This is a genomic window from Flagellimonas amphidinii, assembly GCF_013090115.1.
In the GTDB taxonomy this organism is placed as follows: Bacteria; Bacteroidota; Bacteroidia; order Flavobacteriales; family Flavobacteriaceae; genus Flagellimonas; species Flagellimonas amphidinii.
Genome location: NZ_JABFNN010000039.1, coordinates 626,816 through 646,809, shown reverse-complemented (window position 1 = coordinate 646,809; position 19,994 = coordinate 626,816). Strand labels below are relative to the sequence as shown.

At 39.2% G+C, this 19,994-nt stretch carries 21 protein-coding genes; 12 read left to right on the top strand and 9 right to left on the bottom strand.

The genetic code is table 11. From position 1 onward, the window contains the following. Nucleotides 1-437 precede the first annotated feature (437 nt). Both purB and HJC33_RS14845 read right to left on the bottom strand, forming a co-directional pair. Nucleotides 438-1,781, bottom strand: coding sequence for an adenylosuccinate lyase (gene purB, locus HJC33_RS14850; RefSeq protein WP_171659599.1), 1,344 nt, complete (start codon nucleotides 1,779-1,781; stop codon nucleotides 438-440). A gap of 48 nt (nucleotides 1,782-1,829) precedes the next feature. Further along, on the bottom strand, nucleotides 1,830-2,402 hold the full coding sequence (locus tag HJC33_RS14845) for a hypothetical protein (protein ID WP_171659598.1): 573 nt from the start codon (nucleotides 2,400-2,402) through the stop codon (nucleotides 1,830-1,832). 32 nt (nucleotides 2,403-2,434) lie between these two features. On the opposite strand from HJC33_RS14845, the gene HJC33_RS14840 reads away from it, so the two are divergent. Further along, entirely contained in the window at nucleotides 2,435-2,908 is a 474-nt protein-coding gene (locus tag HJC33_RS14840) for a heme-binding domain-containing protein (RefSeq protein ID WP_171659597.1), read from the top strand. Here HJC33_RS14840 and HJC33_RS14835 read toward each other — a convergent pair. Next, complete coding sequence (locus tag HJC33_RS14835; RefSeq protein WP_171659596.1) at nucleotides 2,877-3,569, bottom strand: SIR2 family NAD-dependent protein deacylase; 693 nt, start codon at nucleotides 3,567-3,569, stop codon at nucleotides 2,877-2,879. The genes HJC33_RS14840 and HJC33_RS14835 overlap by 32 nt on opposite strands. A gap of 45 nt (nucleotides 3,570-3,614) precedes the next feature. On the opposite strand from HJC33_RS14835, the gene HJC33_RS14830 reads away from it, so the two are divergent. Next, nucleotides 3,615-4,268, top strand: coding sequence for a TrmH family RNA methyltransferase (locus HJC33_RS14830; protein ID WP_171659661.1), 654 nt, complete (start codon nucleotides 3,615-3,617; stop codon nucleotides 4,266-4,268). A gap of 43 nt (nucleotides 4,269-4,311) precedes the next feature. Beyond that, nucleotides 4,312-4,836 carry an SRPBCC family protein gene (locus HJC33_RS14825; RefSeq protein WP_171659660.1) on the top strand — a complete coding sequence of 175 codons (525 nt, stop codon included), beginning with the start codon at nucleotides 4,312-4,314 and terminating at the stop codon, nucleotides 4,834-4,836. A 125-nt stretch (nucleotides 4,837-4,961) separates the two neighbouring features. Here the strand turns inward: HJC33_RS14825 and HJC33_RS14820 are convergent, their stop codons facing one another. The 4 genes from HJC33_RS14820 to HJC33_RS14805 all read right to left on the bottom strand — a co-directional run bounded on the left by HJC33_RS14820 (nucleotide 4,962) and on the right by HJC33_RS14805 (nucleotide 10,054). Further along, nucleotides 4,962-6,647: an alpha-amylase family glycosyl hydrolase gene (locus HJC33_RS14820; protein WP_171659595.1), complete on the bottom strand. Its 1,686-nt coding sequence runs from the start codon at nucleotides 6,645-6,647 to the stop codon at nucleotides 4,962-4,964. A 94-nt stretch (nucleotides 6,648-6,741) separates the two neighbouring features. After that, nucleotides 6,742-7,518, bottom strand: coding sequence for a carboxypeptidase-like regulatory domain-containing protein (locus HJC33_RS14815; RefSeq protein ID WP_171659594.1), 777 nt, complete (start codon nucleotides 7,516-7,518; stop codon nucleotides 6,742-6,744). A gap of 75 nt (nucleotides 7,519-7,593) precedes the next feature. After that, complete coding sequence (locus tag HJC33_RS14810; protein WP_171659593.1) at nucleotides 7,594-9,333, bottom strand: DEAD/DEAH box helicase; 1,740 nt, start codon at nucleotides 9,331-9,333, stop codon at nucleotides 7,594-7,596. A gap of 139 nt (nucleotides 9,334-9,472) precedes the next feature. After that, on the bottom strand, nucleotides 9,473-10,054 hold the full coding sequence (locus HJC33_RS14805) for a non-canonical purine NTP diphosphatase (RefSeq protein ID WP_171659592.1): 582 nt from the start codon (nucleotides 10,052-10,054) through the stop codon (nucleotides 9,473-9,475). Between the two features lie 59 nt (nucleotides 10,055-10,113). On the opposite strand from HJC33_RS14805, the gene HJC33_RS14800 reads away from it, so the two are divergent. Together HJC33_RS14800 and serA are read left to right on the top strand one after the other, a co-directional pair. Further along, a complete protein-coding gene (locus HJC33_RS14800; RefSeq protein ID WP_171659591.1) occupies nucleotides 10,114-10,566 on the top strand; it encodes a methyltransferase family protein in 453 nt (150 codons plus the stop codon). Between the two features lie 154 nt (nucleotides 10,567-10,720). Next, nucleotides 10,721-12,613, top strand: coding sequence for a phosphoglycerate dehydrogenase (gene serA, locus HJC33_RS14795; protein WP_171659590.1), 1,893 nt, complete (start codon nucleotides 10,721-10,723; stop codon nucleotides 12,611-12,613). Here the strand turns inward: serA and rlmH are convergent, their stop codons facing one another. Beyond that, nucleotides 12,614-13,087 carry a 23S rRNA (pseudouridine(1915)-N(3))-methyltransferase RlmH gene (gene rlmH / locus HJC33_RS14790; protein WP_171659589.1) on the bottom strand — a complete coding sequence of 158 codons (474 nt, stop codon included), beginning with the start codon at nucleotides 13,085-13,087 and terminating at the stop codon, nucleotides 12,614-12,616. Between the two features lie 94 nt (nucleotides 13,088-13,181). On the opposite strand from rlmH, the gene nadC reads away from it, so the two are divergent. From nadC to priA, 4 genes are read left to right on the top strand one after another with little or no spacing between them, the layout of a single operon-like run. Next, nucleotides 13,182-14,039, top strand: a complete 858-nt coding sequence (gene nadC, locus HJC33_RS14785; RefSeq protein WP_171659588.1) for a carboxylating nicotinate-nucleotide diphosphorylase — start codon at nucleotides 13,182-13,184, stop codon at nucleotides 14,037-14,039. Beyond that, on the top strand, nucleotides 14,039-15,019 hold the full coding sequence (locus HJC33_RS14780) for a YihY/virulence factor BrkB family protein (RefSeq protein WP_171659587.1): 981 nt from the start codon (nucleotides 14,039-14,041) through the stop codon (nucleotides 15,017-15,019). The genes nadC and HJC33_RS14780 overlap by 1 nt, the downstream gene beginning before the upstream one ends. Beyond that, complete coding sequence (locus HJC33_RS14775; protein ID WP_171659586.1) at nucleotides 14,994-15,443, top strand: DUF2147 domain-containing protein; 450 nt, start codon at nucleotides 14,994-14,996, stop codon at nucleotides 15,441-15,443. The genes HJC33_RS14780 and HJC33_RS14775 overlap by 26 nt, the downstream gene beginning before the upstream one ends. A gap of 9 nt (nucleotides 15,444-15,452) precedes the next feature. Beyond that, on the top strand, nucleotides 15,453-17,909 hold the full coding sequence (gene priA / locus HJC33_RS14770; RefSeq protein WP_171659585.1) for a replication restart helicase PriA: 2,457 nt from the start codon (nucleotides 15,453-15,455) through the stop codon (nucleotides 17,907-17,909). On the opposite strand, the gene HJC33_RS14765 is transcribed toward priA, so the two are convergent. After that, nucleotides 17,910-18,602 carry a LytR/AlgR family response regulator transcription factor gene (locus tag HJC33_RS14765; protein ID WP_171659584.1) on the bottom strand — a complete coding sequence of 231 codons (693 nt, stop codon included), beginning with the start codon at nucleotides 18,600-18,602 and terminating at the stop codon, nucleotides 17,910-17,912. A 236-nt stretch (nucleotides 18,603-18,838) separates the two neighbouring features. Between HJC33_RS14765 and rpsF the strand changes: the two genes are divergently transcribed. From rpsF to rplI, 3 genes are read left to right on the top strand one after another with little or no spacing between them, the layout of a single operon-like run. After that, the gene (gene rpsF / locus HJC33_RS14760; protein WP_171659583.1) at nucleotides 18,839-19,177 is read left to right on the top strand and encodes a 30S ribosomal protein S6; all 339 of its coding nucleotides are present in this window, start codon (nucleotides 18,839-18,841) and stop codon (nucleotides 19,175-19,177) included. 4 nt (nucleotides 19,178-19,181) lie between these two features. Then, nucleotides 19,182-19,478, top strand: coding sequence for a 30S ribosomal protein S18 (gene rpsR, locus HJC33_RS14755; protein WP_014031368.1), 297 nt, complete (start codon nucleotides 19,182-19,184; stop codon nucleotides 19,476-19,478). Between the two features lie 14 nt (nucleotides 19,479-19,492). Beyond that, complete coding sequence (rplI, locus tag HJC33_RS14750) at nucleotides 19,493-19,945, top strand: 50S ribosomal protein L9 (protein WP_171659582.1); 453 nt, start codon at nucleotides 19,493-19,495, stop codon at nucleotides 19,943-19,945. The last annotated feature ends 49 nt before the right edge of the window (nucleotides 19,946-19,994 follow it).

Here is a 19,994-nt window from a genome sequence, read left to right as displayed (position 1 = left end):
AAAAGTTTGTGGTTTTTAAATTAGTTGCTCCTAAATTAATTATAAAAAAAGATTTTCTATGAATGACTACAAGTTATCTATCCATATATACATAAGGTTGATTGTCCGAAAATTGTATCGAAAAATTTGAAACTCATCAAAAACAATTCAATGAATATAAATTACACTTAAGGAAACGACTAATGCTAACAATACCTATAGCAAATAGGGCATTAAGTGATATATTGAAAGGCTTGGACGTGTTTACTAAGTCCGCCAAATCTTTTGATTTGGCTTTTAGAGAAATAAAGATAAAAACAAAATACAAAAGCTTCGGCTACGTGCGGAAACGGAAACGAAAAGTTTCTTTGCCTGCCCTACTTGCCATAGCCGAACCGATAAGTGCAATTTCCCAAAAGCTCAAAAAAAAAATCAAAACTCTTTGAGAATTTAAGCCATCAAACCCCGGTATAATTCGCTGGGGTTATTTTTTTAAGTTCAGCTTTTATGGTAGCAGATACTTCCAACGTCTCAATAAAGTCCGCTATGGATTGTTGGGTAATCTTTTCATTGGTTCGGGTTAAGCCCTTTAGGGCTTCGTATGGGTTGGGATACCCTTCCCTGCGTAAGATGGTCTGTATGGCCTCGGCCACTACGGCCCAATTGTCCTCCAAATCCTGCTCAAATTTTTCAGCATTCAAGACCAGCTTGCCCAAACCTTTTAAAGTGGATAGAAAACCTACCAAGGTGTGCGCAAAGGGCACTCCCACATTGCGTAGCACTGTGCTGTCTGTAAGGTCGCGCTGCAATCTGGAAATAGGCAATTTTGCGGACAAATGCTCAAATAGGGCATTGGCCAGACCCAAATTTCCTTCGGAATTTTCAAAATCAATAGGGTTCACCTTGTGTGGCATGGCCGAAGACCCCACTTCTCCCTTTTTGATTTTTTGTTTGAAATAATCCATCGAGATATACGTCCAGATATCCCGGTTGAAATCTATGTAAATAGTGTTGATGCGCTTGAGGCCATCAAACAAAGCGGCCATATGGTCGTAATGCTCAATTTGGGTGGTAGGGAAAGAGTGGTGCAAGCCCAACTTCTCTTGTACAAATTGTTGTCCAAATGTCTTCCAATCGTTTTCTGGATAAGCCACTTTATGGGCATTATAATTTCCGGTGGCTCCACCAAACTTGGCGGCACTGGGGATATCGTTCAATAAATTGAACTGTTCTCTCAATCGTTCCACGAACACCTCAATTTCTTTGCCCAAACGGGTGGGGGAGGCGGGTTGCCCGTGTGTTCTGGCCAACATGGGGATGTTTTCCCATTCCTGGGCCAGGTCCTTTAATTTTTCGAATACTTCAAAATACAGCGGCACATATACCTCATTCATGGCCTCTTTTATGGATAAAGGAATGGCGGTGTTGTTAATGTCCTGAGAGGTGAGTCCAAAATGGATGAACTCCTTGTATTTTTCCAATCCCAATGTATCAAATTGTTGTTTGATGAAATATTCCACAGCTTTTACATCATGATTGGTGGTCTTTTCAATATCCTTGATGGCTTTGGCGTCCTCTGCCGAAAAATCCGAATAAATCTTTTGAAGCTCAGGGAACTTTGCAGTATCAAAATCTGCTAGCTGTGGTAGTGGAATTTCACACAGCGCAATGAAATATTCAATTTCAACAAGCACACGATATTTGATGAGTGCTTCTTCAGAGAAATAATCCTTTAAAGATTCGGTTTTGCTTCTGTATCGGCCATCAATGGGAGAAATGGCATTGAGTTCGGTTAGGGACATTGTTGTCAAGAATTTTGAAAGCCTCAAAGATACTTAAACTCAAAGAGTTTAATGCCCTAATTTTGTCAACTTGTCCAATGTTTTTTTAGCCCTGTTTTGGTAACCGACAGTTCCCGTGGCAAAGGTATCTTCCAATACCAGCCTGAGTTCTGGATGTACCCAATCAAATTTGAGGCCCAAATAGTAGAGCGTGGTCATGGAGAACACCTTGGGGGCTATGTTCATTGGACTTATAAGCCAATCAAAACACGAGGTCAGTATTTTGTCCAATTGTTCATCTGTTATGTTTTTTATAAAAGCAGGATCTTTCTTTTTAAAATAAGCTTCCGCTATCATTTCACAGGTGTGGGCCATGGGGCGAATGCAAGATTCTGACTTCAATTGAGGCAAACCGTCCACAAATTCATCAAAAATGGGCAATAGGTAGACCAACTTTTTTCGCATGAGGTGGTCAAACGTCCAACTGGCATTGAAAGTTCCTTCAGAATCCTCTTTGAGCACCTCTTGAAACAACGGTCCTGCCAATTCTGGATGTGAAAGCAATTGATCGACCAACTGCTCAACCTGAGCTTTGGAAATTCGGCCAGAATTTAGTGCCGTATGCAGTTGTTCTTCAGTCACAAAACCTTATTTTTAAACATAAAATCAACGGAATGAAAATAGCAAAAAAAATAGGAATTGCATTGCTGGTGATATTAATTGGGATGCAATTTTATCGGCCTGAAAAAAACCTATCCGAAGGGGCTTATGTGATGGCCTTTGAGGAGGAGACCAAGCCCAATGAAGAGGTGAAAATGATTTTGAAAACGGCTTGCTACGATTGCCATAGTGCCCATACAGAATATCCATGGTACAACAATATTGCTCCAATTTCGTATTGGTTAGACCATCACATTGAAGAAGGTAAAGAGCATTTGGACTTTTCAGATTGGGAAAATTACTCCATAAAAAAGAAAGACCATAAACTGGATGAACTCATTGAAGAGGTTGAAGAGGGGGAGATGCCGTTGAATGAATATACATGGACCCACAGTGCAGCCAAATTGACCGAAAATCAGAAAGAAGTTTTGATAGATTGGACCAAAAAAGTTAGATCTAACTACGTGATAGCTGACGGACAAGAGTAGGCACCCCCTCAACGGCAGTTTTCGGTATTACGGTAAGGTTGTTATAATCCGAAGCATTGATTGTTGGTCTGGGATCTACAAAGTAGATGGGTGTTTGTTGAGCTACATAATCAATCAATCCAGCGGCAGGATACACTTGCATGGAAGTGCCGATAATAATTAAAATATCGGCCTGTTGCGTTATGCGAACAGCCATTTCCATCATGGGCACCATTTCCCCAAACCAAACTATATGTGGGCGCAATTGATGTCCTTTTTCATCTAAATCTCCTAAGATTAGGTCTTTTTTCCACTCCAGAACATGATTTTCATCCGCAGTGCTCCGCACCTTAAACAGTTCTCCATGCAGGTGTACCACATGGCTGCTTCCGGCTTGTTCGTGCAAATTATCTACGTTTTGGGTTACAATGCTCACATCAAAATGTGGTTCTAAATCCACAAGAGCTTTGTGCCCTTCATTGGGAGCAACTTCCAATAGCTGCCTCCTTCTTTGGTTGTAAAATTCAAGTACCAGTTCAGGATTTTGGGCAAAACCTTGCGGTGAGGCCACCTGCATCACATCGCGGCCTTCCCAAAGTCCATTGGCATCCCTAAAGGTTTTTAAGCCGCTTTCGGCGCTCATGCCAGCACCGGTAAGTACAACTACTTTATTTTTGTCCATTGCATGCCAAAAATAGGAAATTCAATTTTCGTTATCTTGTCCTTTATGTTTGATGATGATTTGTTGACATATTTGGAAGGTTACTTAACGGAGGAACGGAAACAAAGGTTTCTTGAGACCTTAAAAAACCGAACCAAGTTTTTGACCGTTGCCATTGAAGATGTTTTTCAATTGCACAACACCAGTGCTATTTTACGAAGTTGCGATGCTTTTGGTGTACAGGAATTGCATGTGGTAGAAGATCGCTTTGGGCAACGATTGGATAAAAATATAGCTATGGGTGCTGAGCAGTGGGTGGATGTCTATAGATATGGAACCACCTCAGAATGTATTACCGCTTTGAAGGATGCTGGTTATGCAATTATAGCGACGACACCACATGATGATTCCCAATTATTGTCAGATTTTTATCCAGAAACCAAAACTGCCATTTTCTTTGGTACTGAAAAAGAAGGATTAAGTGAAGAAGTCATGCAAAAGGCAGATGGATTTCTAAAAATACCCATGGTCGGTTTTTCAGAAAGCCTGAATGTTTCAGTTTCTGCTGCCATCATCATTCAAGAGCTTGCCCAAAAAATCAGAAAATCAAAAGTTGAATGGCAATTATCTGATATTGATATACTTGAAAAAAGGTTGGATTGGACCAAAAAATCCATTAAAGATGTGGAAGGGATTATCAGTAGATACCTTTTGAACTAAAGTTTTTTGTATTTTTAGTTGTTAACCAATTCAAAAACAGATGATGACGCTCATTTACATTCTAGGAGGTCTAGTAGCCCTTATATTGATTTTAGCATTAATTGCACCTAAGACGTATGACGTCTCAAGATTTATTGAGATTGAAAAACCAAAAAAGGATGTGTTTGAAAACCTACGGTTTTTAAAGAACCAAGATGCTTGGTCTCCGTGGAACAAGAAAGACCCAGATATGGATAAGAAATTCACAGGAACTGATGGTGAAGTGGGAGCCACCAGTTATTGGAACGGCAACAAAGATGTAGGTGAAGGAGAACAGGAAATCACAAAAATTGTGGATGGGGAACGTATTGAATCAGAACTTCGATTTTTAAAACCTTGGAAGTCCACTTCGGATGCGTATTTGGTTACGGAGGAAATAGCTAAAGATAAAACCAAAGTTACTTGGGGATTTTCAGGCAAGAACAAGTTTCCTTTTAGTATTATGATGTTGTTTATGAACATGGACAAGGCAGTGGGAAAGGATTTTGAAGAAGGGCTTTCCAATTTGAAGGAACTTTTGGAAGAATAACCACGGTGCTTCAAGGAAATAATAGAGACGAAACCCTATCGGAGCTTGAAAAACTTCTGTTAACCCTTATCTTAAAAGAATGTCATTGGATGATTAAATGGTTGGCAATTGAACATCGCAACCCTTTACTCTACCAACTCTAACAAAGCGGTATCAAAATCATTTTCCAGAATGACTTTTCCGTTGGATACTGTGACTTCAGTTTCAGAATAGGTATCGAATAATTTGGTGCCATCGCCAAAGAACCCTTTTACCCAAAGTGATTTTTTACCTTTAGGTAAGTCCAATCCTACGACCACTTTATCCTTGTATTCACCATTGACATAGGTTCTGGAGAAAACATAAGGTGATTTGCCCAATCTTTTATGTTTTCCGGCTCCAATGGCAGGGTGGTTTCGTCTGAACTGTCCTAATTTTTGCCAGTGTTTATGCACTTTTTGTATTGCTGGTAAGCTGTCCAGTTCCTCCCAATTCATAAATGAACGAAGTGTGGCATCTCCCTCTGTTCCTTCAATGACAAGACTTCTTGAGGTTTCGTCACCATAGTAAACCTGAGAGGTTCCAGGGGTCAATAATAATACATTTGCCGCGTGGAAAGGATATTTTCGCTCTCTGTCGTAAGGCGCACTATCATCATGGGAACTTAAGTAGTTGAGTACGCTTTGTCCTTTCAATTTGGTGTTAAGGAGTTTATTGTATTTTTTGAAAATGACCTCGTAGCTTTTTGTTGCATCTGTTTTCAATTCAAAGTTGATAAGACTATTCAGGCCATAGTCAAAGTAATCCACTTTTTTGTCGCCAAAATCATAGTCCCTACCAGAAGAGATGCCATAGTTATAGACTTCACCAACCATGTAGAAGGCATTATGATCCAAAATATGATTAGGATGTTTTTTCTTCCAAATTTCAAAGGCATAATCAGCTTCTTTTCGTAATTCGGCCCAAGCGTTTTCGTTCACATGCTTGGCTGTGTCAACTCTAAAACCATCAATACCATATTCGTTGATGTAATCGGTCAACCATTTGATAATATAGAATCTAGGAGCTCTTGGATACCCTGTACGCTCGAAAAAAAGGTTCAATTCGTCCAATTCCTGACTTAGCCTGCCTTCTTTTTTCCACTTAGCCAATAGGGCATCAGGAAGCTCTACAGCTTCATTGGATTCCGTTAAAATATCTGGAAGGTTTTCCACCAAGGTGCAAGCAGTAGTGTTTTCATAGGAATCGAACTCACATTTGGGACTGGTCCTCACCCAATCTTCGGGCCATACGGGGTCCATTTCTGTTACTGGCCCTGTATGGTTCAGTACTACGTCCATTATAATGCGTATGCCTTTGGCATGTGCAGTTTTTACTAATTTGGCCAATTCTTTTCGAGTGCCAAAATTTGGGTCTAAAGCAGTCCAATCTTTGGCCCAGTATCCATGATAACCGTAGGTGTTTCCGGTTCCTTCATCTGTTGCTCCATGAATTTGTTCCACAATGGGAGAGAACCAGATGGCGTTGATTCCCAAATCTGTAAAATAACCTTCCTTTATTTTTTGGGTTATCCCTTCAAGATCACCGCCTTCAAAACCTCTTAAAACTCCTGTTTCTTCAGTTCTATCGAAGTTGAGATCGTTCTCTTGATTTCCATTATTGAATCTATCCGTGAGAAGAAAATAGATATTGGCACCTTCCCAGACAAAGGGGACTACCTTTTTGGGAGCTTCTTGTTCAACTGCCTGAACTTCTTTTTGCTGTTTCTTCGGGGTTTTGGCGCAACTACTTATAAGCATAGCCACACTAAGGATAGCAAGCAGCTTTTTCATGAAATGGGATTTTGCCTAAAGCTATAAAATGAATATGGAAATATAAAATTTATTTGCTTCCTTAGGCAATCCTAAATAAGTGTATTGAAAGGCCTTACTTTCTGTTCAGTACCTTGTATTCCTCGTAGCAGCTGGAAATTGCGTCTAAAATTTGAAGGTCGTTTGCAGTATTGATGAATGAACGGGAATAGTTACAGTTGTTTAAAATGTCTTCTATGTCCACTTTTTCCAATTGAAGCAATTCTGTTAAGGTTTCCCGATCAAATTTGGAGGCGAGAAGATTTCGAATATCCTCATCTTCCTTCATTTGCCTTAATTTACGCATTTGTCTAGGCTTTTTGCCAAATAAATTCCGTAAGAGATCCGCGGGATTCAGTATGGCCCCCAATACTTTTGTCACAGCACTTGGACTTTTACTTCCGCCTTCATAACTAGTGGGTAGACCAGAGATGCTGTATTGGTAAGCATTGTTGATGGGAAGGTTTTTTACATCAATTTCCAAGTACCCTGTAAGTTGGTAAGGCCTAACAATAACCTCTTCCAAAGCATAGGCAAGTTCGGTCAAGGCTATTTTAGTGTCTTTGAACTTGAACATATCGTTGGTGACTCGAAATTTTTGCGATTTGAATCCCAAAAACGAAAGATAGAGTGTGTCATTCACGGCAGCTTCAATAGTGAATTTACCCTCTTGATCGGTAATGGTTCCGACCACTCTGTTCAAGTTGATAACATGTACGCTGACCAAAGGAAATTCAGTTTGCGCATTGACCACAGTTGCTGTTAGTTCACCAACAACAATATTTTCCTCCTCGTTTTGTGCTATGGATAGGAGTGAAGTAAAACAAAAAAGTACAAATAGGATTCTTCTCATGCAATCTTTGTAGACATAAAAATACTAAACAAAGGAAAATAAATAGGAGTGTTCCATTATTTAATATAGAATTAACTAATGGAAACCTGGTCTTTTTTTACCCCCCTTTTTACCTTGGCCTCCTTTTTTATGACCTCGGAAAGACCTATCTCCCCCACCTTTTCTATGGCCTCTTTTTCTATCTCGTTTTCGGCCTCCCTTACCACCACCGGGTTTTTTGGAAACTTCTACATTGATGAAACGCCCGTCAACTTTAAAGTCGGTAAAGGTTTGCAATACAAACTCTGTGAGTTGTGCATCGGTATTAAAAAATGAAAAACTGTCTTTAGTGTCAACATTGAACACATCATCTTTTTCAAGATTCAAAGTGTCCCTTAAAAAGTCCTTGAGCGACATCCAATCATAACCATCACGTTCACCTACATTGATAAAGTAGCGAACAGAGCCACTAGTTGGAGCTTCACCTCTTGTACCTTTTTCGCTTCCTCGTTCAGTAGTATTAAGGTCTTTGGTTCTATTGTAATAATTGTAGAATTGGGTAAACTCTACCGATACTATTTTTTTGATGAGTTCCTCTCGGTCAATTCCTTCCAGTACATCGTTTATGGCAGGAAGGTAACTGTCAATTTCATGATTGACCTCAGTTTGTTTGATTTTATTGGCCAGATGGTAGAGCTGAATTTCACAAATCTCTATTCCGGTTGGGATTTTCTTTGAAACAAACTCTTGTTTGATTTTCTTTTCGATGGCGTTAATCTTTCGCAGTTCAGAACGCGTGACAATCACCATGGAAACTCCAGACTTACCTGCTCTTCCTGTACGCCCACTTCTATGTGTATAGGTTTCAATTTCATCAGGTAATTGGTAGTTGATAACGTGTGTAACATCATCCACATCTATTCCACGTGCCGCAACATCCGTAGCAACCAACATTTGCACTTGTTTTTTTCTGAAGGAATTCATGACCAAATCCCGTTGGTTTTGGCTGAGGTCACCGTGCAGTGCGCCAGCATTGTAGCCATCTTCAATAAGCTTTTCAGCTACTTTTTGAGTATCTCTTTTGGTTCTGCAAAAAATAACCGAGAAAATACCGGGATTAGCATCAGCCAAACGTTTTAAGGCAGGATAACGGTCTCTACCTCCAACGACATAATACTCATGTTGTACTGTAGAAGCTCCTGCATTTTTTGTCCCAACGGTAATTTCCATTGGTTTGTACATGAACTTTTTGGCAATAGTGGCCACTTCTTTTGGCATTGTGGCAGAAAATAACCAAGTAAATTTTTCCTTAGGAGTATTGGAAAGAATGTCCTTGATATCCTCATAAAAGCCCATGTTGAGCATTTCATCCGCTTCATCAAGTACACAATAGTCAATTTTGGAGATATCAACCATCTTGCGACCGATCATATCCTTCATTCGTCCTGGAGTGGCAACAACAATCTGAGCCCCTCTTTTAATTTGCCTGGCTTGTTCTGTAATACTTGCTCCACCATAAATAGCTACGGTGTTCAAGCCTTTTACATATTTCGAGTAGAGTTTAAGTTCGTTGGTAATCTGAAGACAGAGTTCACGAGTAGGGGAAAGGATAAGTCCTTGGGTTGTCCTGCTCTGCACATCAATCTTTTGAATCATAGGAAAACCAAAAGCTGCGGTTTTTCCAGTACCTGTTTGTGCCAGTGCCACCAAATCGGTGTCTTCTTGCAATAAAATGGGAATAGATTTTTCTTGTACTTCAGAAGGGGATTCAAATCCAAGGTCGGAAATAGCATCCAATAGGGGTTTTTCCAACCCCAAGGCTTCAAATTTTGTCATAGTGGTGTATAGCTTAAATCGCAAATATGTTATGTTGCATAGAGCGATTTCTGTATAACCCTTTAAGCTCCTCGCAACACGGTGCCCATACCGGCGGCGTTAATAAAGCGGCAAAGGTACGTTAAATTTATTCAGTAGACTAGGAAGCCTCATTTTTTAAAAATGAAACCAGCTTTTCAACAGCTCTTGCCCTATGGCTTATACTGTTTTTAATTTCAGCTGGAAGCTCTCCAAAAGTTTTGCCATATCCTTCGGGTTGAAAAATTGGGTCGTACCCAAACCCACCATCACCTTGTGGTTGATCTGTGATGCTGCCTTCAACAGTTCCATCAAAAACAAAACTATTTCCCTGTAAGTTTAAATGGATTGCTGTTTTAAAATGTGCATTTCTATGGCGAATTCCCATCATTTCTTGCAAAACCTTGGCCATATTATCTTTTGCATTCTTTTGCTCCCCTGCATATCGAGCAGAATAAACTCCGGGTCTTCCATCTAGAGCATCGATAAGTAATCCGGTATCATCGGAAAAGCAATCAAAGCCATAGGTTTTGGTCACAAAATCTGCTTTAATTCGGGCATTTTCTTCGAGGGTCTGTCCAGTTTCAGGAATTTCATCCATACAACCAATAGCTGTCAAGGACAAAAGCTCTATTGAGGGAGGTAACAATTGTTGTACTTCTTTCAATTTGTGTAGGTTGTGGGTGGCAAAGACAAGTTTCAAAATGAAAAGAATTCGATTAAGGGGCAAAAGTAGTAATTTCGGGGTTTAAGCTTTCATTCATGCGAATCAAGATTTTACCACCTTTGGTCATGCTCATTTTTGGAGCGTTGATGTATGTTTTGGCCAAATTTTTACCTGTTGGTGCGTTTGACTTTTTCGGCAGGAAAGAATTAGTATATGTTTTGATTAGTTTGGGTTTCTTAACTATGTTTTTGGGTCTTTTTCAGTTTGGTAGGGCCAAGACGACCACAAATCCCATCAATCTAAAGAAAACAAGCAGTTTGGTAAAAAAGGGAATTTATAAATATACCCGCAACCCCATGTATTTGGGCATGCTACTTTTATTGTTGGCATTTGGGTTGAAATTGGGAAATGCCTTTAATACGCTATTGGCTGCTGGATTTGTGTATTATATGAACCATTTTCAAATCAAACATGAAGAAAATGCCTTGGGGGAATTGTTTGGTAAAGAATACCGTTTGTATTGTAAAGAGACCAGACGTTGGTTTTGATTGTATGCCCAATGAATTTCAATACTTTGGTTTGTTTTTGAAACATTTTAAGGCAGATTTTTGAAATATCCACATTTGTGAATTGATTTTGCTGCACTGAAATTTTATGGACGGAATTAATGCTTAATTTTACGGCTTAAATTTTGAAAAATCCATGGTGGAAACGGGACGCAAATATGTTTTTGATTTTGACAGCACCTTGACCCGGGTAGAGGCGTTGGATGTGTTGGCAGAGATTACCCTAAAGGGTAAATCAAACAAAGACGAGGTGATTCAAGAAATTCAGGAGATAACCAATTTGGGTATTGATGGGGATATTTCGTTCACAGAATCTTTGGAGCGAAGAATCAAACTGCTTAAGGCTCACAAAAACGACTTGGAAGGGCTGGTTGATGACCTTCGTCAGAAAATATCAAAGTCCATTGAGTCCAACAAAGACTTCTTTCATGAATTTTCAGATGATATTTATGTCATTTCCTGTGGATTTAAGGAATTTATTGATCCCATTGTAAAGGAGTATAATATTCCAAGTGACAGGGTTTATGCCAATACCTTCAAGTTTGATGAAGAAGGTAATATCATTGGATTTGATGAGGCCAATGTGTTGGCATCCCACAATGGTAAAATTGAATGTTTGAAGAATTTGGATTTGGATGGCGAAGTTCAAGTCATTGGTGATGGTTACAGCGATTATGTGATGCGTGAAGCTGGAATTGCCGATAAATTCTTCGCATACACTGAAAATGTGCACCGTGAAAAAGCAACCAATAATGCGGATCACGTGGCACCTAACTTAGATGAATTTTTATTTGTGAACGACTTACCTAGAAAAATATCGTACCCCAAGAATAGAATCAAGATCCTATTGTTGGAAAATGTGCACCCAGCAGCTTTTGAAAATCTCTCCAATGATGGTTTTTCCGTGGAGCTGGTCAAGCACAGTTTAACAGAGGAGGAACTCATAGAGCGCATCAAAGGTGTGCACGTGGTTGGAATTCGTTCCAAGACCCAGGTTACACAAAAAGTATTGGATGCGGCCAACAAACTGTTGGTTATAGGTGCCTTTTGTATCGGAACCACCCAAATAGACCTTGACTATAGCAAGAAAAAGGGCGTGGTGGTCTTCAATGCTCCTTACAGCAACACTAGATCTGTAGTGGAATTGGCTATTGGACAAATCATTATGTTGATGCGTAGCATTTTTACCAGAAGCACGGAAATTCATGATGGAAAATGGAATAAAACCGCTATCAACTCCAGAGAAGTACGTGGAAAAAACTTAGGTATCGTCGGATATGGAAACATTGGGAAACAGCTATCCGTATTGGCTGAAGCCATTGGTATGCGCGTGTATTACTACGATGTCATGGATCAATTGGCATTGGGTAATGCCGTAAAATGCAACACTTTGGAAGATTTGCTTTCTGTTTCTGATGTGGTGAGCTTGCATGTGGATGATAACAAAGCGAACAAAAACTTCATTGGAGAGCGCGAAATCACTCAAATGCGTGATGGGGCCATTCTTGTGAACCTTTCCAGAGGATTTGTAGTAGATATTGATGCACTGGCCGAAGCACTGAAAAGTGGAAAGCTTGGAGGTGCTGCTGTTGATGTTTATCCTGCAGAACCAAGAAGTAATGGAGATTTTGAAACAGCGCTGCAAGGTATTTCCAATGTGATTTTGACTCCCCATATTGGAGGTAGTACAGAAGAGGCACAGCGAGATATCGCAGATTTTGTGCCTAACAAAATCATGGATTATATCAATTCTGGAAACACAGTGGATGCGGTCAATTTCCCAAATATTAGATTGCCCAAGCAAAACAAAGCGCACCGTTTTTTACATATCCATAAAAATGTTCCTGGAATCATGGCCAAAATCAATGAAGTACTGGCCAATTATGAAATGAACATTACAGGCCAGTACCTTTCCACAGATAATGAAGTGGGCTATGTAATTACAGATTTGGACAAAGATTACAACAAAGAAGTGGTAAAGGCGCTCAAGGATGTAGAAAACACCATCAAATTTAGGGTGCTCTATTAATCACCTATGGTGATAGGGTTCGTTGCGGAGAATGGTAAAGCCACGGTATAACTGTTCTACCATAAACAAACGGACCATTTGGTGGGAGAAGGTCATCTTGGAAAGGCTGAGTTTCTCATTGCTTCTTTTGTAGACTGTTTCACTAAACCCATAGGGTCCACCAATCACCATTACTAGATTTTTGATGCCACTGTTCATTTTTTTCTGCAAGAATTGGGAAAAATCGACAGAAGTAAACTGTTTGCCATTTTCATCCAATAAAATCAAAATATCAGAAGCTTGCAGTTGTCCCAGAATAAGTTCGCCTTCCTTTTCTTTTTGTTGAGTTTCAGAAAGATTTTTACTGTTTTTAATGTCGGGAATAATATGGAACTTGAATTTGATATAATGCTTCAATCGTTGCTCGTATGTGGAAATAAGTCGTTCAAGGTCAGCGCTATCGGTTTTCCCTATGGCTATCAAAGTAATCTGCATGCCCAAAAATAAACGTTTCCAGTAGAACAATAACCGCAGAACAGAAATGGGCGAGGAACAATGTTTTTATTATTTTCGTTAAAACCCCATGGGAATGATATCCGAAGAACAATTTCAAGAAGAGCTTACTATCATTATAAAAAATGCCATTCGGGAGGATGTTGGAGATGGAGACCACAGCTCTTTAGCGTGTATTCCAGAAACGGCAACAGGAAAAGCCAAACTTTTGGTAAAGGATAAGGGAGTAATTGCTGGAGTACAGTTTGCACAGCAGGTGTTTACTTATGTTGATGCCACTATGAAGGTTGAAGTGCTCATTCCAGATGGCAAACCAGTGCAGTATGGAGATATTGCTTTTTATGTGGAAGGCAGTTCCCAAAGTATTTTAAAAGCAGAACGTTTGGTGCTCAATGCAATGCAAAGGATGAGTGCCATTGCTACAAAAACCAAAAGTTTTGTATCCTTATTGGAAGGAACACAGACCAAAATTCTAGATACCCGAAAGACTACTCCAGGAATTCGTGCTCTGGAAAAATGGGCCGTAAAAATTGGAGGAGGGGAGAACCACAGGTTTGCCCTGTACGATATGATCATGCTGAAAGACAATCATATTGATTTTGCTGGTGGAATTACCAAAGCCATTCAAAAAACACAGCAATATTTGGAGGCTACCCAAAGAGATCTTAAAATTATTGTGGAAGCGAGAAATTTGAATGAAGTGGAAGAAATATTACAATCCAAAGGAGTGTATCGCATCTTATTGGATAATTTTAATTACGAAGACACCCAAAAAGCCGTGAAGATAATTGGAGATCAATGTCTCACAGAATCTTCTGGGGGCATTAATGAGAACACCATCAGAAAATATGCAGAGTGTGGTGTGGATTATATCTCTTCAGGTGCATTAACACATTCCGTTTATAATATGGATTTAAGTTTAAAAGCTGTTTAATGTCTGTAGCCATAGAAGAGCAGCTGGAAAAGATACCCGTCATCAATTGGGTGGTTCGCTTATTGAAAAAGATAAAGCTCAAGGCATTTGAAGGACTTTCTTTTTACGATTTAATTGAAATGTATTTGGTTGGAATTGTAAAAGGAACGCTATCTACAAGGGCAAGTTCCATTGCTTTCAGCTTGTTCATGGCCTTGTTCCCCTTGCTCATATTTATGGTGACCCTTGTGCCATTTCTTATTCCCTATGTGAGCGTTGGCAATGAAAATTTTGATTCCCAATTCTTGGTTTTCTTGGAATCTTTCCTGCCAACTGCGACCAGTGATTATTTTGGGGATATATATCAACAGATCAAGGACCAAAAGAGGGGGGGATTGCTGTCATCTGCATTTTTGCTCTCTATATTTTTAGTAGCGAATGGGGTTAATGCTATTTTTTCGGGTTTTGAGAACTCCTACCATGTTGAATTGACACGAAACTTTTTTAGGCAGTATGCTTATGCACTTATGGTGGGAATAATTCTATCTATCTTATTGATTATAGGAGCGGTGGCTTTTGTGTATTTTGAGTTTTACATTGTGGAATATACCAGTGAATATTTCGGAAAAACACTGGGCTATGATGTGGAAAAAGGGGATACCATAGGCATCCAATTGACCAAGATCCTATTTTTTATGTTACTCTCTTACCTTACCACAGCAATTTTGTACTACTTCGGAACAGCAGAAGGTCGTAAGGCAAGATTCTTTTCAGCAGGTGCATTGATGACTACTTTGCTATTTTTGCTCACTTCATATCTTTTTGGGGTTTATGTAGAGAAGTTTGCCCGATATAACGAACTCTACGGCGCCTTGGGAGGATTGTTGATTTTGATGGTGTTTATCTGGTTGAATTCCAATATCTTGTTATTGGGTTTTGAATTGAACGCTACTTTGAATTCACTGAAGAAAAGGCATGAAAAACAAAACGAAGCTTCATAAACATGTTTTTATTGGCTGTTTATTGATTTTTCAACTAGGAAGATCACAAACGGTATTTGGAAAATGGAGAACTGTGGATGACCGCAATGGAATAACCAAAGCCATTGTTGAAATCTATAAAGAAAATGGTCTTCTGCAGGGAAAAATCGTTAAGATTCTGGAAAAAGGCAATGAGAATGCCCTGTGCACAAAATGTAAGGGAGAGCTTAAAGATAAACCTGTACTTGGCATGAAAATCATGAATGATTTAAGACAGAATGATAAAGGTGAATATAAAGGGAGTGATATGCTGGATCCTGAGCATGGAATGACTTTTAGAGGTAAAGTGTGGCTGGACCCGGAGGATAAGGACAAATTAAAGGTTAGGGGATATCTTGCATTTTTATACAGAACCCAAACCTGGTATAGAGTAAAGGGGGATTAAGTAAAACGTATGGACTATTTTTTGGATGTTGTCCTTCCTATTCCTTTGGAAAGGTTGTTTACCTATAAAATCTCGCAAGAAGAGGCCGATTTTATACAGCCGGGAATGCGTATTGCGGTTCCTTTTGGCAGGTCTAAAATTTATACTGCACTGGCATACCATATACACCAGAATAGGCCTTTGGCTTACGAAGCCAAAGAAATTTTCCAGATTTTGGACCAAAAACCTTTGGTTGCCCCGGTTCAATTAAAGCATTGGGAGTGGATTGCCAAATATTATATGTGCACTTTAGGTGAGGTTGTCCGAAGTGCTTTGCCAAGTGCTTTTCTATTGGAAAGTGAAACTCTGGTCCTGCCCAACAAGCAAACCCAGATAAATGAACTGGACCTTACTGATGATGAATTCTTGGTATTTGAGGCCCTACAGCATCAAACGGCATTGAAAATTGGCGAGATAAGTGCTATTGTGGACAAAAAGAATGTTTTGTCCTTGGTCAATGGATTGGTTCAGAAAGGTGTAGTGGTTCAAAAAGAAGAACTCTATGAGCAATACAAACCAAAATTGATACGGTATGTAAAGCTTTCAGAAGAATTTGATGATGAGCCAAAGCTTGAAGCATTGTTGGAACAACTTACACGTGCACCTAAGCAAAGTCAAGTAGTTTTGACGCTTTTTCAAATACAAGCTACCTCCAACAAACCTATCCGGGTAACAGAACTTGAAAAAGAAAGCGGGGGATCCAAAGCAGTAATCAAATCATTGATTGATAAAAATGTGCTGCAAGAATATCATATTAGAACAGATAGGATAGCTTATGATTTACAATCGGATGCATCTAGGGATATTGAATTAAATCAACACCAATCCAATGCTTTAGAAACTATAAAGCAAGGTTTTGACCTGAAAAAACCCGTGCTGCTTCATGGTGTAACCTCATCTGGAAAGACAGAAGTATATGTAAAACTCATTCAACAATGCCTGGATAACGGAAGGCAAGCATTATATCTTTTGCCAGAAATTGCTTTAACCTCCCAGTTGATCAGTAGACTCCGTCAATATTTTGGACATAAAGTATCCGTATACCACTCTAAATATAGTATACATGAAAGGGTTGAGGTTTGGAACAATGTATTGGCCAATGCTGAAAAAGCCCAAATTGTAATAGGGGCACGTTCCTCATTGTTTTTGCCATTTTCCAATTTAGGTTTAGTGGTTGTGGATGAAGAACATGAAAATTCCTTTAAACAATTTGATCCTGCACCCAGATATCATGCTCGGGATGCCGCTATGGTTTTGGCAGCTTACCACAATGCCAATGCTCTTTTAGGTTCGGCTACACCAAGTGTGGAGAGCATGGACAATGCTAAAAAAGGAAAGTATGGGTATACGTCGATTGAGCATCGGTATGGAAATGTACTGATGCCTGAAATCAACTTGGTGGATATTAAGGAAGCTACCCGTAAAAAACGTATGAAAGGGCATTTTTCTGAAGTATTGATCAATGCCATTACCGAAACCTTAGAGGAAGGTGAGCAAATTATCCTTTTTCAAAATAGGAGAGGTTTTGCCCCTGTGGTTGAATGTACTACCTGTGGCCATGTGGCCCAATGCCCCAATTGTGATGTGAGCCTTACTTATCATCAACACAGAAATGAATTGCGATGTCATTATTGTGGATATCATATGGCATTACAGCAAGCTTGCCTAGCCTGTGGCAGTTCTACTTTGGACAAAAAAGGATTCGGTACGGAGCAGATACAGGAGGAATTGTCCCAACTTTTTCCAGAGGTGTCTGTGGGAAGAATGGATTTGGACACTACACGGGGGAAATATGCTTATGAGAAGATTATTTCGGCTTTTGAGAATCAAGAAATGGATATTTTGGTGGGTACGCAAATGGTCACCAAAGGGTTGGATTTTAGAAATGTGAGTTTGGTGGGTATTATGAATGCTGACACCATGCTCAATTATCCCGATTATCGCGCGCATGAAAGGTGTTATCAAATGTTGACACAAGTTGCAGGTAGGGCAGGGCGTACTAAAAAAAGAGGCAAGGTCCTCATTCAAACCTATAATCCTTATCATCAAATACTACAACAGGTCACCACAAACAGTTATGATAAAATGTATGCGGAACAGCTTTATGAACGGGAGCAGTTTAAATATCCTCCAGTAGTACGCATCATAAAGATTACCTTAAAGGATAAAGACTTCAATAAATTGAATGAGGCAGCACAGTGGCTTTCGGATTCGTTGCGAAATGTATTGCGCTTACAGGTTTTGGGTCCAGAATATCCTCCGGTAGCTAGAATGAGAAGGGATTACCTAAAAAATGTATTGATTAAAATACCTCGTGGTCAATCAGTGCCCCAAACAAAAAATAGCATTAAAAGAATTGAAAAATCTTTTAATGCTATCTCCAAGTATAAAAGTGTTAGACTGGTCTATAATGTAGACCACATATAATTATACGTTGGCCAGTGCTTCAGCTAGCTCTGTTTTTTTGTTTCTACTTAAAGGAATCTGTCTACCCCCTACCTCAACATTTTTACTGTTGAATTTTTCTATTTTTTCCAGATTCACGATGTAGGATTTATGGATTCTAAGGAATTTTTCGGCAGGCAATTGCTTTTCGAAAGATTTCATAGTGGACAGGATTACAATATTGGCTTCATCTGTTACCAATTTAATGTAATCTCCAAGAGCCTCTATCCATTTAATATCGTTAAGGATGACTTTGCGTTTTTTGAGGTTGCTTTTTACGAAAATGTGTTCTTCATCCTCGTCAACCCTGTTCAATTGTTCGTATTTGGCTACTGCTCTTTTTACAGAAGCTTCAAATCTTGCCAAAGTGATGGGTTTGTGCAAATAATCAGTTACATCATAATCAAAAGCCTTGAGTGCGTAATCAGGCTTTCCAGTGATTAAAATTACTTGTGGAGGGTTCTCCAATGCTTCCAAAAGGTCGAAACCACTAATGATTGGCATTTCAACATCCAAGAAAATCAGGTCGATTTCATGGTTTTTTAACCCGTTCTTAGCTTCAATAGCATTGCTATATTCAGCTACAAGGGCAAGGTGAGGGTGATTGTTGACCAATTTGGCAACGGCCATCCGCTGCATGGAGGAGTCGTCGACAATTATACTTTTTAATTTCATAGAATGGGGTGATTTGTAGGGTTTTAAATCATCGGCAAATTACACAAAAAAGACGTTTAGGAGCAACAAAAGATGTAAACATGGTCTATTTTGTTGTGTATATTACCATATACGTTACGTAGGTTTAATAGGTTTGTTTGTGTTAATAACTCTTGTACTTTAAACGAAGTTTTTTACCTTTTCTTGCGAGGGGAAGGAAATATTACTAATTTTGCGCTCCTTTTAAAATATAATATATGAACCATTACGAAACTGTTTTCATTTTGAATCCCGTTCTATCTGAGACCCAGATAGAGGAAACAGTCAAGAAATTTGAGGATTTCTTGATTAAGAATGGTGCCAAAATGGTCTCCAAAGAAGATTGGGGACTTAAAAAGTTGGCCTATCCCATTCAGCACAAAAAAAGTGGATTTTACCACTTGTTTGAATTCACTGCTCCAGGAGAAGTTATTGCTCCTTATGAGGTTGAATTTAGAAGAGATGAGCGCATTATGCGTTTCTTGACCGTAAAATTGGACAAGCATGCAATTGCTTGGGCAGAGAAAAGAAGAACTAAATTAAAAGCAAACGCATAGGGCTATGGCATCTATTGAACAACAAGCAAAATCAAAAAAAGATGGGGAAATCAGGTATTTGACCCCATTGAACATAGAGACCAGTAAGCAAAAAAAATACTGTAGATTCAAAAAATCAGGGATTAAGTACATTGATTACAAAGATCCAGATTTCTTGATGAAATTGGTAAATGAGCAAGGAAAACTTCTTCCAAGAAGACTTACCGGAACCTCATTGAAGTATCAGAGAAAAGTGGCCCAGGCCGTTAAACGAGCCCGTCATTTGGCCTTAATGCCGTATGTTGGCGATATGTTGAAATAAAAATTGTTGGAAGCATGGAACTTATTCTAAAAGAAGACGTACAGGATTTAGGCTTTAAAGATGATATCGTAACTGTAAAAAATGGTTATGGAAGAAACTTTTTGATACCGCAAGGGTTGGCTACTTTAGCCACTCCATCCGCAAAAAAGGTTTTAGAGGAAAACCTTAGACAAAGAGCCCATAAAGAAAAGAAAATCATTGATGAGGCCAATACAAAGGCTGACGCATTGAAGCAATTGGAAATTAGAATTCCAGCCAAGGTAGGTACTGGAGACAAATTGTTCGGTTCTGTGAACAATATTGACTTAGCTGCAGCCTTAGATAAGGCAGGACATCAGATTGATAGAAAATTCATAAATATTAAAGGGGGAACCATTAAAAGAGTAGGTCCTTACGCTGCTCAAATAAGACTTCACAGAGAAGTTGTGGTTGATTTTCCTTTTGAAGTAATCGCCGAGGCCAAGTAAATATTAAGTTTTGGTTAATAACTTGTTAAGAGCTATGCGTGCATAGCTC

What these genes read in the sequence shown, in the direction of transcription:
- HJC33_RS14780 (WP_171659587.1), top strand. Translation starts at nt 14,039, where the DNA reads ATGTCTGTAGCCATAGAAGAGCAGCTGGAAAAGATACCCGTCATCAAT.
- purB (WP_171659599.1), bottom strand. Translation starts at nt 1,781, where the DNA reads ATGTCCCTAACCGAACTCAATGCCATTTCTCCCATTGATGGCCGATAC.
- HJC33_RS14765 (WP_171659584.1), bottom strand. Translation starts at nt 18,602, where the DNA reads ATGAAATTAAAAAGTATAATTGTCGACGACTCCTCCATGCAGCGGATG.
- rpsF (WP_171659583.1), top strand. Translation starts at nt 18,839, where the DNA reads ATGAACCATTACGAAACTGTTTTCATTTTGAATCCCGTTCTATCTGAG.
- HJC33_RS14835 (WP_171659596.1), bottom strand. Translation starts at nt 3,569, where the DNA reads ATGGACAAAAATAAAGTAGTTGTACTTACCGGTGCTGGCATGAGCGCC.
- rpsR (WP_014031368.1), top strand. Translation starts at nt 19,182, where the DNA reads ATGGCATCTATTGAACAACAAGCAAAATCAAAAAAAGATGGGGAAATC.
- HJC33_RS14840 (WP_171659597.1), top strand. Translation starts at nt 2,435, where the DNA reads ATGAAAATAGCAAAAAAAATAGGAATTGCATTGCTGGTGATATTAATT.
- HJC33_RS14820 (WP_171659595.1), bottom strand. Translation starts at nt 6,647, where the DNA reads ATGAAAAAGCTGCTTGCTATCCTTAGTGTGGCTATGCTTATAAGTAGT.
- HJC33_RS14825 (WP_171659660.1), top strand. Translation starts at nt 4,312, where the DNA reads ATGACGCTCATTTACATTCTAGGAGGTCTAGTAGCCCTTATATTGATT.
- nadC (WP_171659588.1), top strand. Translation starts at nt 13,182, where the DNA reads ATGATATCCGAAGAACAATTTCAAGAAGAGCTTACTATCATTATAAAA.
- HJC33_RS14830 (WP_171659661.1), top strand. Translation starts at nt 3,615, where the DNA reads ATGTTTGATGATGATTTGTTGACATATTTGGAAGGTTACTTAACGGAG.
- HJC33_RS14815 (WP_171659594.1), bottom strand. Translation starts at nt 7,518, where the DNA reads ATGAGAAGAATCCTATTTGTACTTTTTTGTTTTACTTCACTCCTATCC.
- rplI (WP_171659582.1), top strand. Translation starts at nt 19,493, where the DNA reads ATGGAACTTATTCTAAAAGAAGACGTACAGGATTTAGGCTTTAAAGAT.
- HJC33_RS14775 (WP_171659586.1), top strand. Translation starts at nt 14,994, where the DNA reads ATGAAAAACAAAACGAAGCTTCATAAACATGTTTTTATTGGCTGTTTA.
- HJC33_RS14810 (WP_171659593.1), bottom strand. Translation starts at nt 9,333, where the DNA reads ATGACAAAATTTGAAGCCTTGGGGTTGGAAAAACCCCTATTGGATGCT.
- priA (WP_171659585.1), top strand. Translation starts at nt 15,453, where the DNA reads ATGGACTATTTTTTGGATGTTGTCCTTCCTATTCCTTTGGAAAGGTTG.
- serA (WP_171659590.1), top strand. Translation starts at nt 10,721, where the DNA reads ATGGTGGAAACGGGACGCAAATATGTTTTTGATTTTGACAGCACCTTG.
- rlmH (WP_171659589.1), bottom strand. Translation starts at nt 13,087, where the DNA reads ATGCAGATTACTTTGATAGCCATAGGGAAAACCGATAGCGCTGACCTT.
- HJC33_RS14800 (WP_171659591.1), top strand. Translation starts at nt 10,114, where the DNA reads ATGCGAATCAAGATTTTACCACCTTTGGTCATGCTCATTTTTGGAGCG.